Here is a 12,757-nt window from a genome sequence, read left to right as displayed (position 1 = left end):
CGGTACGGCTGTCATGACCCTGCTGGGGCGCCGGGCCGCGCTCTACTATGCCGTTCCGCCGCGCCCGGGCGGGGCCGGGGGCCGGGGCCGCGAAAAGATCGGGACAATCAGTGGTGTCCTGTCCGAACCGTCCCAAGGACCCGAACGTGACCGACCGCGTCATCGACCGTCCCCGCAGCCGCGGGTTCCTCTTCCTCGACTCCCACCCCGCCGGGTGCCGGCAGCTGGTCTCCGACATGTGGGAGGCTGTGCCCGCCCCCGCCGCGGCGCCGCCCGCCGACGGCCCGGTGGCCCTCGTCATCGGCTCGTCCGCCGGCTACGGGCTGGCCGCCACCCTGGCCGGTCTGAAGCGCGCCGGAATCCGGGGCATCGGCGTCTGCTTCGAGAAGCCGGCCACCGCCCGGCGCACCGCCACCGCCGGCTGGTACCGCACCGCCGCCACCGCCGAACTGGCCCGCGAGGCCGGGCGGGACATGGTCTTCGTCAACGGGGACGCGTTCTCCGACGAGGTCAAGGAGCAGGTCGCCGACCTGCTGGCGGAACGGTTCGGCGGCAAGCTGGACCACCTGATCTACTCGGTGGCCGCCCCGCGCCGCACCGACCCGGAGACCGGCACCACCTACGCCTCGGTCCTCCAGCCGATCGGCGCGACGTCCCGCACCAAGACGCTGGTCTTCGACGACGGGGGCGCGCCCGAGGTCAAGGAGGTGGAGACCGCGCCGGCCGCCGAGGAGGACATCGCACAGACGGTGGCCGTGATGGGCGGCGCCGACTGGGAGCGCTGGATCGACCACCTGGCCGGCCGCGGTCTGCTCGCCGAGGGCTTCAGCACCGCGGCACTGTCCTACATCGGCTCGACGCTGACCGAGGCGATCTACCGCAAGGGCACCATCGGCGCCGCCAAGGCCCACCTGGAGGGCACCGCCCGCGCCCTCGACAAGCGGCTGTCGGAGCTGGTCGGCGGGCGCGCGGTGACGTCCGTCAACGGCGCCGCGGTCACCCAGTCCTCGACCGCCATCCCCGGCATCGCGCTCTACGTCGGGCTGCTGCGCGGCGTCCTCGGCGAGCGGATGGCGCCGCCGACCGCCCAGCTCGCCGACCTGTGGGACCGGCTGACCGGGGCCCGGCCGCTGGACCTGGACGAGGAGGGCCGCATCCGGCTGGACACCTGGGAGCTGTCCCCCGAGGTGCAGGCCGCGGTCACCGAGCGCTGGCAGGCGGCCACCTCGGAGGACATCGCCCGGCTCGCCGACCTGGACTGGTTCCACGGCGAGGTGCACCGCCTCTACGGCTTCGCGGTGCCCGGCGTGGACTACGGGGCGCCGGTCGCCACCGAGGTGCCGTGGCCGGGGCAGGCCGGCTGACGGCCCGCGCGCCGGGGCGCGGTCAGTGGGGGCGGGCCGCCACCCGGGGGTCCCTCGGGTCCCGGCAGCCCGTCCCGACCGCGTCCCGGTACTCCTCGATCTGCTCGCGGGTCGGGTAGCACTTCTTGTCGCAACGGTGGCACCACCAGCGCCAGTTGTCCCGGTGGACCTCGGTGGTGGTGGTGTCCTTCCACAGGTGGTCGTCGCAGTCGGGGGTCGGGCAGTGCGGCGGCGGCAGAGGCATCACGAGCCGGGCCTTCCGTGAGCCGGGGCGTTCCCGGTGGGTCCGGGACGGGTCCCCGGAGGGGATGGGGGCGCCTCCCAGCCTGGTGCGCCGAGGGCGTGCGCGGTGGCCCGGCGTGACCGCGGCCATACGATCGGGTGACGACCCGTATCGCGGCTGACGCGTCCCGCAACACGGGCTCCCGCGACCGGACATGCGATCACGCGTGATCGGCGCTGCGATGGAGTCATGGGCACGACCAGGAGGGGCGGCACGCGGCTGTACCGCGTCTTCGAGACGACCTGTGACCGTACGCCCTCGGCGACGGCGCTGGAGTGCGGCCCGCACACCCTGACGTACGCGGAACTCGACGCCCGCGCCAACCGGCTCGCCCACCACCTGCGCGGGCTGGGCGTCGGCGCGGGGTCCCGGGTCGCGCTGCTGCTGCCGCGGTCGGTGGACCTGTACGCCGCGCTGCTGGCGGTGGGCAAGGCCGGCGCGACGTTCGTCCCCATCGACCCGGCGGCGCCCGCGGACCGGGTCGCCTTCATCGCGTCGGACGCGCGGGTGGACGCGGTGCTGACGGTGGCCGGGCGGGCGGGCGCGGTGGCGGGGCTGGGGGCGCATGTGGTGGAGCTGGACACGCGGGCGGCGGAGCTGGCCGCGGCGCCGGCCACCCGGCCGCGGGGCCCGGCCCCGGCGCGGGCGGCGGGCCCACCGGGTCCGGAGGACGACGACCCGGCCGATCCGCTCGCCTACATCATGTACACCTCGGGCTCCAGCGGCCGCCCCAAGGGCGTGGCCGTCGCGCACTCCAGCATCTGCAACTTCCTCGCCGTCGTCCCCGGCGTCTACGACGTGCGCCCGGAGGACCGGGTCTACCAGGGCATGACCGTCTCGTTCGACTTCTCCATCGAGGAGATCTGGCCCACCTGGGCGGTGGGCGCGACCCTCGTCGCGGGGCCGGCCGAGGCCGGCGCGGGACGCTTCGGCGCCGAACTCGCCGACACCCTGGACGAGTTGGGCATCACGGTCCTGTACTGCGTCCCGACGCTGCTGGCGACGGTCCCCCGGGACCTGCCGGGGGTGCGCGCCCTCATGGTGGGCGGCGAGGCGTGCCCGGCCCGGCTCGTCGAGCGGTGGAGCCGGCCGGGGCGGCGGATCCTCAACACCTACGGGCCGACCGAGACCACCGTCACCGCGACCGTCGCCGAGCTGCGGCCGGGCCGGCCGGTCACGATCGGCCGGCCGCTGCCCACGTACACGGTGGTACTGCTCGACGAGGAGCGCCGGCCGGTGCCGGACGGGGCGGTCGGCGAGATCTGCGTGGGCGGGCCCGGCGTCGCCCGCGGCTATGTGGGGCGCCCGGAACTGACCGCGGAGCGCTTCGTCGCGCACCCGCTGGCCCCTGGGGGCGGCCGGCTGTACCGCACCGGCGACCTCGGCCGGGTCACCGCGGACGGGGAGATCGCGTTCCTGGGGCGGGCCGACGACGAGGTGAAGGTCCGCGGCTACCGCGTCGACCTCGGAGAGATCGACAACGTGCTGCTGGAGGACCCCGGGGTGGCCGAGGCGGCCACCGCGCTGGTGCGGCTGCCGGCCCGCGACGGCGAGGCGGAGGACGAGGAAGGGGCGGGAGAGTGCCGGGAGTTGTCCGCGTACGTGGTGCCGTCCTCGAATTACGGGGCGTCTTCCTCGAACGGCGACGGACCGGCGGACGCGGCGGCGGCCGACGCGCTGGTGGCCCGCCTCCACCAGCTTCTGCGGCAGCGGCTCCCGGCCTACATGGTGCCGCCGTTCCTCGACGTCCTCCCCCGGCTGCCGGCCATGCCGAGCGGCAAGGTGGACCGCCGACGGCTGCCCGCGCCGACCGGGCGCCGGCTGGGCGGCGGTGGCCCGGTGGTGCCGCCGCGCGGCGAGGTGGAGTCCAGGGTCCGGGAGGTCTGGGCCGAGGTGTTCGGCATGCAGCCCGACACGCTGTCCACAGAGGCCGACTTCTTCGACGACCTCGGCGGGCACTCGCTGCTCGCCGCCCAGGTCGTCTCGCTGCTCCGCAGCCGCGGCGTCGGCAGCGGCACCGGCGCCACCCTGCGCGCTCTCTACGCCCATCCGACGGTGCGGGGGCTGGCGGCCGGTCTGGACGCGGCGGGGGTCCCGGAGGCCCTTCCGGGGAACGGGGACGGCGCGGACGGCGGCCCCGGCACGGCCGGCACGGGTAGCGCCGCCGCGTCCCCGCCCCCGGTCCGTCCCCGCCCGCTCCGCCACAGCAGGGCCCGGATCGCCGTGGCCGGGCTGGTGCAGGCGGCCGCGCTCTACCTCCTGCTCTTCGCCACCACCTTGCCGCTGGCGATCGTCTTCGGCCGGCAGGGCGGCGTGTTCACCAGCCGGACGCCGGTCCCGGTACAGCCCGTACTGGCCGTGCTCGTCGGCTATGCCGGCGTCCGCTGGCTGCTGCCGGTGCTGCTCGCCCGCCCCCTGGCCGCCGGTGTCCGGCCGGGCCGCTATCCCCTGTGGGGCCCGACCTACCTCCGGCTGTGGACGCTCGGCCTGCTGCTGAGCGTGAGCCCGCTGCCCGCGCTGAGCGGCTCCCCGCTGGCGGGCGGCTATCTGCGGCTGCTGGGCGCCCGGATCGGGCCGCGGACGACCATTGCCACCGGCGGCGTCCCGCTGCCGTCGCTGGTCCGGATCGGCGCGGACGCCTCGATCGGCTACGGCGTCACCCTGCACGCCTGGCGGGTGGCCGACGGCTGGGTGACCGTCGCCCCGATAGACATCGGCCCGCGCGCCTACGTAGGGGCCCATGCGGTGCTGGAGCCGGGCGCCCGGGTGGAGACGGGCGCCGGGCTCGGCGAGCAGTCGGTGCTCGGCGAGGGCGACGCCGTGCCGCCCGGCGCCCGATGGGCCGGTTCCCCGCCCTCCCCGGTGCCGGCCCTGACCCCGGACGTCGAGGAGATGCTGCGCGCCGGCGGCCCGGCCGAACGCGGCCGGGTGCGGCACCTCGCCGCCGCGCTGCTGGGCGTCGTCCTCCTCGAACTCCTCGCGCTGGCCGTCCTGGTGCCCGGCGCCGCGCTGGTGTGGTGTGCCTGGCTGGCCTGGGGCAGCGGGCCGGCCGTCCTGGTCTCCCTGGTACTGGCCGCGCCGCTCTACGTGCTCTCGGTCTGCGCCGCGGTCGCCGGCGCCAAACGGCTGGTGCTGCGCCGCACGCCGGTCGGCAGCCACCCGGTTCGCTCCGGCCTCGGTGTGCGCAAGTGGCTCTCCGACAAGCTGCTGGAATCCAGCCTCGCCCTCACCAACTCCCTCTACGCCACCCTCTACACCGCCCCCTGGCTGCGGCTGCTGGGCGCCCGGATCGGCCCGGGCGCCGAGGTGTCCACCGCCTCCCACCTCGACCCGGACCTGCTCGTCCTCGGCGAGGGCAGCTTCGTCGCAGACATGGCGGGGGTCGGCGGCGCGGCGTTCGCCGGCGGCCGGGTCCTGTGCCGCCGCACCGAGGTGGGCCGCCGCGCGTTCGTCGGCAACGCCGCGTATCTGCCGGCCGGGACCCGGACCGGGCCCCACTCCCTGATCGGCGTCGGCACCGTCCCCGCCGAGGAGGAGGTGCCCCCCGGCAGCTTCTGGCTGGGCTCCCCCGCGTTCCGCCTCCCGCGGCGCCAGAGCAGCGGCACCTTCCCCGAGGAGCTGACCTTCCGCCCCACCCGCCGGGCCGTCCGACGCCGCCTGGCCGTCGAGTACTTCCGCGCGACGATGCCGGCGGCCCTCCTGGGCACCACCGCGTACCTCTTCCTCCTCGCCCTCTCCGGCGTCGCCCACAGCCCCTCCCTCGCCCTGCCGGTGCTGCTCGCCCCCGTCCTGCTCATGGCCGCCGGCCTCGCCGTCGTCGCCGCCTGCGCACTGCTCAAGTGGCTGGTGGTCGGCCGCTACCGGCCCCGCGTCGAGCCCCTGTGGAGCTGGTTCGTCCGCCGCACCGAGTTCGTCACCGGCCTGTACGAGGCGGCCGCGGTGCCGGCCGGGCTCGCCGCCCTCGCCGGGACCCCGTTCCTGCCGCCGGCGCTGCGCCTGTTCGGCGCCCGGATCGGCCGCCGGACATGGCTGGCCACCACCTTCCTCACCGAGTTCGACCTGGTCGAGGTGGGCGACGACGCGGCGATCGGCGCGGGCGTAAGCTTGCAGACGCATCTGTTCGAGGACCGGGTCATGAAGATGTCGAAGGTCACCGTCCGCGCCGGCGCCGGCGTCGGCAGCCGCGCGATCATCCTCTACGACGGCACCGTCGGCGAGGGCGTCTGGCTCGACGCGCTGTCCCTGGTCATGAAGGGCGAGTACCTCCTCCCCGGTACGGCCTGGCGCGGCATCCCGGCCCAGGGCCTGGCCCTCCGGCCCGCCGACCGCCCGTCCGCCGCGCCGGCCCCGCACCCCACCAGCCCCGCACGGTGAGCCCCATGCCTCCAGACGGCTTCCTCGACTCCCTCCGCCGGGCCTTCGGCGCCCGCGGCGAGCCGGAGTCGCCCCTCCTCCCCGCGCCCGGCGGCCGCCGCCTGGCCCTGGTCTACCGCGGACCGGCCGCGCGCCCCGCCGGCTGCTCCGAGGCGGTCGCCGCACTGCTCGCCGCCGGCCCCTGGAACCTCGACGTCCGCTACACCGGCCCGCACGAGAAGGTCCCGCTCTCCGCCGCGTCCCTGGCGCACGCCCACCTCTACGCCCAGCCGGGCGGCGGCGACCTGGCCCCGGCCTACCGCCGGCTGCGCAAACACGCCGGTGAGATCCGCGACTACGTCCAGGGCGGCGGCCACTACCTGGGCTTCTGCCTCGGCGGCTATCTGGCCGGCGACGACCCGGGGTTCGACCTGCTCCCCGGCGACACCGACCAGTACATCGTCACGCCGGGCGCCACCGTCCAGCACGACGGGGACACCGTCGTCGAGACCCGCTGGCGCGGCCTGCCCCGCACCGTCTTCTTCCAGGACGGCCCGCACTTCCTCCTCGACGAGGGCGCCGACGCCACCGTCCTGGCCACCTATCCCAACGGCACCGTCGCCGCCGTCGTCGCCCCCTGCGGCGCCGGGAAGGTCGCCGTGGTCGGTCCGCACCCCGAGGCCACCGACGACTGGTTCCTCGACGAGAACCTCCCCGTCCACCACACCCGCGACCTGGCCGTGGACCTGGTGAACGAACTGCTGGAGGACTGACCCGGCCCCACAGACGCCGCCGGGCGGGCCCGTCCCCGTGGAACGGTCCCGCCCGGTGGCGTGGTGAGTTTGCGGCCGCTACTTCTTCGGCAGCCAGCGCTTCCAGACGTCGGGGTGCTCCTGGACCCACTTCTTGGCCGCGTCGTCGGCGGACAGGCCGCCGGACGCGATCATCTGGGAGACCTCGTTCTGGTCCTTCTTGTCCCAGCGGAAGTTCTTCAGGAACTGCGCCGCGGTGCTGCCGCTCTTGGCGAAGTCGGTGTTGAAGTACTTCTGGAGCGGGGTGGTGGGGTACGCACAGTCGATGGACTGCGGGTCCTTGGCCCCCTTCGCCGCGCAGGCGTCGGTGTACGGCGGGAGTTTGACCTCCACCATCGGCACCTGGTTGAAGAGCCACTGCGGTTCGTACCAGTAGGTGAGGAACGGCTTCTTCTGCTTGGCGAACTGCTGGATCTGGGTGATCTGGGCGGCCTCGGAACCGGCGAAGACGACCTGGTAGTTCAGGCCGAGGTTCTTCACCAGCGCCTTGTCGTTGGTGACGTAGGACGGCGAACCGTCCATCAACTGGCCCTTGTTGCCGCTCTCCGAGGTGCGGAGTTCCTTGGCGTACTTGTTGAGGTTCTTCCAGTTGGTGACGTCGGGGTGGGCGTCGGCCCAGTACTTGGGCACCCACCAGCCGATGTGGCCGGTGACGCCGTTGCCGCCGCCCGCCGTGATCGTCTTCTTGTCCTGGACGTAGCGCTTCTCCTGGTCGGGGTGGCCCCAGTCCTCCAGGATGGCGTCGACCCGGCCCTGGCTCAGGGCGTCCCAGGCGGGGATCTCGTCCACCTGGACGGTGTCGACGTGGTAGCCCAGCTCGTGTTCGAGCAGGTACTGCGCCACCGCGACATTGGACTGGGCGCCGACCCAGGTCTGCACGGACAGGGTGACCGACTTTGATCCCTTGGCGGCGGCGAAGGGCGATCCCTGCTTGGTCATGTCGGCCTTGCCGCAGGCGGAGAGGGAGACCAGCAGGGCACCGGTCGCGGCCGTGGCGGCGAGTGCCTTGGTGAGCGTCCGGGTGCGTATCGGCATACGGGACATGGTCAGGCTCCCTTCCCGGCGGTGCGCCGTTCCGTGGGCTGGGTGACCCGGTCGAGCATCAGGCCCAGGCAGACGATGGCGACGCCGGCGACCAGGCCGAGGGCGAGGTTGCCGGTGGCCAGGCCGGTGACCACGTCGTAGCCGAGGGCACCGCCGCCGACCAGGCCGCCGATGATGACGACGGCGAGGACGAGCACCACGCCCTGGTTGACGGCCAGCAGCAACGCGGGCCGGGCGAGCGGGAGTTGGACCTGCCGGAGGGTCTGCCAGCGGGTGGCGCCGAGCGACTCGGCGGACTCCATGGCGCCCGGGTCCACCTGGCGCAGGCCCTGGGTGGTGATCCGGATGACGGCCGGCAGGGCGTAGACCACGGCCGCGGCGGCGGCCGGGGCGCGGCCCACCGCGAACAGCGCCACGACGGGGATCAGGTAGACGAACTGCGGCATGGTCTGCATGACGTCCAGGACCGGGCGCAGCACGGCCTCGAAGCGCTTGCTGCCAGCCGCGAGGATGCCGACGCCGATGCCCAGCACCAGGGTCAGCACCAGGGCGGCGAGGACCTGGGAGAGGGTGTCCATGGACGGGCCCCAGACGCCCAGCACGCCCACGGCGGCCATCGCCAGGACGGCGGTCAGGGCCGTCCGCCAGGTGCCGATGAGCCAGGCCAGCGCGGCGACGACGAGCAGCACGCCGTACCAGGGCAGGGCGGTCAGGCCGTCGCGCAGCGGGTTGAGCACCCAGTTGGTGAAGTGCGCGGCCCAGTCGGCGGTGCCGCCGACGACCGGCACGCCGGAGTAGAGGTGGTTGACCATCCACTCCTTGGCGTCGTTGACCGGGCGGGCGATGGCGAGCGTGGCGCCGGCGGGCCAGATCGCGGAGCCGGCCAGCCGGCCGACGAGCGCGGCCACCGCGGTGAGCGCGGCGATACCGGCCCAGGCGGGCCAGCCGCGCAGCAGCCGCGGGCCGGCGGCGGACGGGTCCGCGCCGAGCTTCTCGCCGGCCGCCGCGGTGGTGCGGTCCATGACGATGGCCAGCAGCACGATCGGGACGGCGGCGGCGAGCGCGGCGCCGACGTCGACGGAGGCGAGCGCCTGGTAGACGCGGTCGCCGAGACCGGCGGCGCCGATCATCGAGGCGATCACGGCCATGGACAGCGCCATCATGATCGTCTGGTTGACGCCGAGCAGGAGTTCCTTGCGGGCCAGCGGGAGGCGGGCGGTGAGCAGCCGTTGGCGTCCGGTGGCGCCGAGCGAGGAGACCGCCTCCAGGACGCCGGCGTCCGCGCCGCGCAGTCCGAGCGCGGTGAGCCGGGCCATCGGCGGCGCCGCGTAGATCACGGTGGCCAGCAGCGCGGCCGGCACGCCGATGCCGAAGATCATGACGACCGGCAGGAGGTAGGCGAAGGCCGGGAGCACCTGCATGGTGTCGAGGACCGGGCGGAGGATCTTGAACAGCCGCGGGGAGAGGCCGGCGGCGAGCCCGAGGAGCGCGCCGACGACGACCGAGGCGAGCACCGCGACGATCATCAGGGCCAGCGTCTGCATGGTCGGGATCCACATCCCGAGGGCGCCGCTGACCAGGAAGGACACCAGCGCGGTGGCGGCGATCCGGACCCCGGCGACGCGCCAGGCCAGCAGCGTCACACCGGCCGTCACACCGGTCCAGCCGAGCGCGAGCAGCAGCAGGTAGACGCCGCGGACGGAGAGCACCACGGCGTTGCTGAGGTGGCCCAGGACGTAGACGAACAGCCAGTGGCTGTCGCGGTTGTCGATGATCCAGTTGCTGGCGTGGTCGAGCGGTCCGGAGACGTCGACGGTCAGGGCGCTGGGCCAGGCCGCGCCCGGCCAGGCGGCCTGGGCGAGCGGCACGAGGACCGCCGCGGCGACGGCGAGCAGCAGGAGCTTGGCGAGGCCGCGGCGGCGCAGCAGGCCCTGTATCGGACGGAGCTTGCCGACGCCGAGCGCGCCGGCCGAAGTCGGAGGTGCAACGGTGCTCATGCCCGGCCTCGCTTCACGGTGCCGGCCGGCACGCCGAGGGCGGCGGCGCGCTGGGCCTGGCGCCACCGGCGGAGCAGGACGGCGCGCAGCCGGGCCCGGGGGCTCGCGGCGGGCGCGCGGGGGAGGTCGACGGCGCGGGCGGCGCCGCGGTGCGGAGCGGCGGCGTACATCAGGCGGCCACCTCCCCCGGCGTGCCGTACGGCTGCGTGTTGCGGGCCACCACGTTCAGCAGGCAGGCGCTGTCGACGATGCCCAGGCAGCGGCCGTCGTCGACGACCCGGGCGGGGCCGCCGGTGCGGGCGACCGCCTCGATGGCGTCGCAGATCAGGGTGTCGGGGGTGAGCGCGGGGCCGCCGTCGGCCTCGCCGTCCTCGACGGGGCGCATCGCGCGGCGCACGGTGAGGACCTGCTCGCGCGGCACGTCCCGGACGAAGTCGCGGACGTAGTCGTCGGCGGGCGAGCCGACGATCTCCTCGGGGGTGCCGAGCTGGACGATCCGGCCGTCGCGCATCAGGGCGATCCGGTCGCCGATCCGCAGCGCCTCGGCGAGGTCGTGGGTGATGAAGACCATGGTCCGCCCCTCCTCGCGGTGCAGGCGGACGACCTCCTCCTGCATATCGCGCCGGATGAGCGGGTCGAGCGCGCTGAACGGCTCGTCGAACAGCAGGACTTCGGGGTCCACGGCGAGCGCGCGGGCCAGGCCGACGCGCTGCTGCTGGCCGCCGGAGAGCTGGCCGGGCCGGCGCTTCTCCAGGCCGGTCAGGCCGACCTTGTCGACCATCTCGGCGGCCTTCTCCCGGCGTTCGGACTTGCCGACGCCCTGGATCTCCAGCCCGTAGGCGACGTTGTCGACGACGGTGCGGTGCGGCAGCAGGCCGAAGTGCTGGAAGACCATGGCGGCCCGGCGGCGGCGCAGTTCGCGCAGCGCGGTGCGGTCCATGGCGCGGACGTCCTCGCCGTCCATCTCCAGGGCGCCGCTGGTCGGCTCGATCAGCCGGGTCAGACAGCGCACGAGGGTGGACTTGCCGGAGCCGGACAGGCCCATGACCACGAAGACCTCGCCCTTGCGGACGTCGAAGGAGACGTCGCGGACGGCGGCGGTGCAGCCGGTCTGCTCGCGCAGCTCGCGGGCGCTCAGCCCGGCGACCGAGGCGTCCTCGGGGATCCGGTCGGCCTTGGGGCCGAAGACCTTCCACAGGTTCCGCACGGAGAAGACCGTGGTCTGCTCGTCCACGGCGTCCGCGGCGTTCGCGCCCTTCGCGGCGGACGTGGCCGCGCCGGAGCGGGGGTTGGGGACGGCGGTGGCGTCGGTGGCGGAGGCGGCCATCACGCATCACCCCCCTGGGTCGGGGTCGCGCGGAGCAGTTCGGCGCACTTCTCCCCCACCATCAGCACGCCGATCATCGGGTTCACCGCGGGCATCGTCGGGAAGACGGAGGCGTCGGCGATCCGGATGCCGTTCAGGCCACGGATCTTCAACTCCGGGTCGACGACGGCGAGTCGGTCGTCCTTCGCGCCCATCTTGCAGGTGCCGGCCGGGTGGTAGACGGTGTGCGCGGCCTTGCGGACCAGCTCGCTGATCTCGGCGTCGTCGGTGACCTCGGGGCCGGGGAAGACCTCACGCTTGAGCCACTTCTTGAACGGCTCGGCCTCGGCGACCTTGCGGGCCAGCTTGATGCCGTCGACGAGGGTCTGCCCGTCGTAGTCGCCCTCGTCCTCGAAGTACTTGAAGTCCAGGGCGGGCTTGACCTCGGGGTCGGCGGAAGTGAGGTAGAGGCGGCCGCGGGCGCGGGACTTGGGGATGTTGGGGGTCATCGAGACGCCGTGCTCGGGGCGTTCGTAGCCCAGTCGCTCGGGGTTGTCGGTGAACGGGATCTGGTAGAAGTGGAACATCAGGTCCGGGCCCTTGTGCTCCGGGTCCCGCTTGACGAACAGACCGGCGTCCGAGTCCATCGCGGAGTTGCCGGGGATCGGCCCGTTGGTCTCCCACACGATCACCGACTCCGGGTGGTCGATCAGGTTCTCCCCGACGCCCGGCAGGTCGAGGACGCACTCGATGCCCAGCGCCTCCAGGTCCTCCTTCGGGCCGATGCCGGAGTGCATCAGCAGCCGCGGAGTGTCCACCGCGCCGGCGCAGACCAGCACCTCGCGGGCGGCCTCGACGTAGACCTCCTCGCCGTCCTTGGTGCGGACGTGGACGCCCTTGGCGGTGGTGCCGTCCAGCTCCAGCTTGTGCGCCCAGGTCTCCAGCATCAGCGTGAGGTTGGGGCGGTCGCCGGCCTCCATGTGGGGGTGGAGGTAGGCGACGGAGGCGGAGGACCGCTTGTTGTTCTCCGGGTGGTAGGAGAGGTCGAAGAAGCCGACGCCCTCCTCGAAGGGCCGGTCGTTGAAGCCGACGACCTCGGGCACGTCCAGGGCGGACTTGACGGCCTCGATCCAGTCCGAGGCGATCTCGTTCTGGTCCTTCTTGGCCACCCGCACGATGTTGTTGCGCAGCTTGCCGAAGTAGCGGTCCATGTCCTTCGCACCCCAGCCGGTGGCACCGGCCGCCGCCCACTCGTCCCAGTCGGACGGCAGCGGCTTGAAGGAGATCAGGGTGTTGTGCGACGAGCAGCCGCCGAGGACCTTGGCGCGGCTGTGCAGGATGTGCGAGTTGCCGCGGGGCTGCTCGGTGGTCGTGTACTCGTAGTCCAGCTCGCCGCCGAGCAGGCCGAGCCACTTGCGCAGCGTCAGGACCTCCTCGCGGTCGATGTCGGAGGGGCCGCCCTCGATCACGGCGACGGTGATGCCGGGGTCCTCGGCGAGGCGGGAGGCGATGACGGAACCGGCGGTGCCACCGCCGACCACCACGTAGTCGTACACGGGCATGGGGTGCTCCTTAACTGGCGAAGTGCGCGGGGCCCG

9 protein-coding genes are annotated in these 12,757 nt (G+C 74.1%); 3 read left to right on the top strand and 6 right to left on the bottom strand.

Going from position 1 to position 12,757, the window contains the following annotated elements; genetic code table 11:
* Positions 1–146: 146 nt before the first annotated feature.
* The gene (gene fabV, locus B073_RS0129395; protein ID WP_018541666.1) at positions 147–1,364 is read left to right on the top strand and encodes an enoyl-[acyl-carrier-protein] reductase FabV; all 1,218 of its coding nucleotides are present in this window, start codon (positions 147–149) and stop codon (positions 1,362–1,364) included.
* Positions 1,365–1,386: 22 nt separating this feature from the next.
* On the opposite strand, the gene B073_RS0129390 is transcribed toward fabV, so the two are convergent.
* Complete coding sequence (locus tag B073_RS0129390) at positions 1,387–1,608, bottom strand: hypothetical protein (protein WP_018541665.1); 222 nt, start codon at positions 1,606–1,608, stop codon at positions 1,387–1,389.
* Between the two features lie 228 nt (positions 1,609–1,836).
* On the opposite strand from B073_RS0129390, the gene B073_RS0129385 reads away from it, so the two are divergent.
* Both B073_RS0129385 and B073_RS0129380 read left to right on the top strand, forming a co-directional pair.
* On the top strand, positions 1,837–6,021 hold the full coding sequence (locus B073_RS0129385; RefSeq protein ID WP_018541664.1) for a Pls/PosA family non-ribosomal peptide synthetase: 4,185 nt from the start codon (positions 1,837–1,839) through the stop codon (positions 6,019–6,021).
* A gap of 5 nt (positions 6,022–6,026) precedes the next feature.
* The gene (locus tag B073_RS0129380; RefSeq protein WP_018541663.1) at positions 6,027–6,773 is read left to right on the top strand and encodes a BPL-N domain-containing protein; all 747 of its coding nucleotides are present in this window, start codon (positions 6,027–6,029) and stop codon (positions 6,771–6,773) included.
* Between the two features lie 78 nt (positions 6,774–6,851).
* Here B073_RS0129380 and B073_RS0129375 read toward each other — a convergent pair whose 3' ends face one another.
* The 5 genes from B073_RS0129375 to B073_RS0129355 are packed head-to-tail and all read right to left on the bottom strand — an operon-like array spanning position 6,852 to position 12,721.
* Positions 6,852–7,847 (bottom strand): ABC transporter substrate-binding protein, encoded by a 996-nt coding sequence (locus B073_RS0129375; protein WP_018541662.1) that lies wholly within the window; start codon positions 7,845–7,847, stop codon positions 6,852–6,854.
* An 11-nt stretch (positions 7,848–7,858) separates the two neighbouring features.
* The gene (locus tag B073_RS0129370; RefSeq protein WP_018541661.1) at positions 7,859–9,853 is read right to left on the bottom strand and encodes an ABC transporter permease; all 1,995 of its coding nucleotides are present in this window, start codon (positions 9,851–9,853) and stop codon (positions 7,859–7,861) included.
* Complete coding sequence (locus B073_RS46745; protein ID WP_018541660.1) at positions 9,850–10,023, bottom strand: hypothetical protein; 174 nt, start codon at positions 10,021–10,023, stop codon at positions 9,850–9,852. Before B073_RS46745 ends, B073_RS0129370 begins: the two co-directional genes overlap by 4 nt.
* Positions 10,023–11,180, bottom strand: coding sequence for a quaternary amine ABC transporter ATP-binding protein (locus tag B073_RS0129360; protein ID WP_018541659.1), 1,158 nt, complete (start codon positions 11,178–11,180; stop codon positions 10,023–10,025). Before B073_RS0129360 ends, B073_RS46745 begins: the two co-directional genes overlap by 1 nt.
* Positions 11,180–12,721 (bottom strand): GMC family oxidoreductase, encoded by a 1,542-nt coding sequence (locus B073_RS0129355; protein WP_018541658.1) that lies wholly within the window; start codon positions 12,719–12,721, stop codon positions 11,180–11,182. Before B073_RS0129355 ends, B073_RS0129360 begins: the two co-directional genes overlap by 1 nt.
* Positions 12,722–12,757: the final 36 nt, after the last annotated feature.

The sequence above is a fragment of the Streptomyces sp. MspMP-M5 genome, from assembly GCF_000373585.1.
Classification (GTDB): Bacteria; Actinomycetota; Actinomycetes; order Streptomycetales; family Streptomycetaceae; genus Streptomyces.
Note: the sequence above shows the minus strand (reverse complement) of the source record. Positions and strands in the feature narration are given on the sequence as shown.

Bases quoted from the DNA above. Each gene is read 5' to 3' on its own strand.
- B073_RS0129355 (WP_018541658.1), bottom strand. From the start codon at position 12,721: ATGCCCGTGTACGACTACGTGGTGGTCGGCGGTGGCACCGCCGGTTCC.
- B073_RS0129380 (WP_018541663.1), top strand. From the start codon at position 6,027: ATGCCTCCAGACGGCTTCCTCGACTCCCTCCGCCGGGCCTTCGGCGCC.
- B073_RS0129390 (WP_018541665.1), bottom strand. From the start codon at position 1,608: ATGCCTCTGCCGCCGCCGCACTGCCCGACCCCCGACTGCGACGACCAC.
- B073_RS0129370 (WP_018541661.1), bottom strand. From the start codon at position 9,853: ATGAGCACCGTTGCACCTCCGACTTCGGCCGGCGCGCTCGGCGTCGGC.
- B073_RS46745 (WP_018541660.1), bottom strand. From the start codon at position 10,023: ATGTACGCCGCCGCTCCGCACCGCGGCGCCGCCCGCGCCGTCGACCTC.
- B073_RS0129375 (WP_018541662.1), bottom strand. From the start codon at position 7,847: ATGCCGATACGCACCCGGACGCTCACCAAGGCACTCGCCGCCACGGCC.
- B073_RS0129360 (WP_018541659.1), bottom strand. From the start codon at position 11,180: ATGGCCGCCTCCGCCACCGACGCCACCGCCGTCCCCAACCCCCGCTCC.
- B073_RS0129385 (WP_018541664.1), top strand. From the start codon at position 1,837: ATGGGCACGACCAGGAGGGGCGGCACGCGGCTGTACCGCGTCTTCGAG.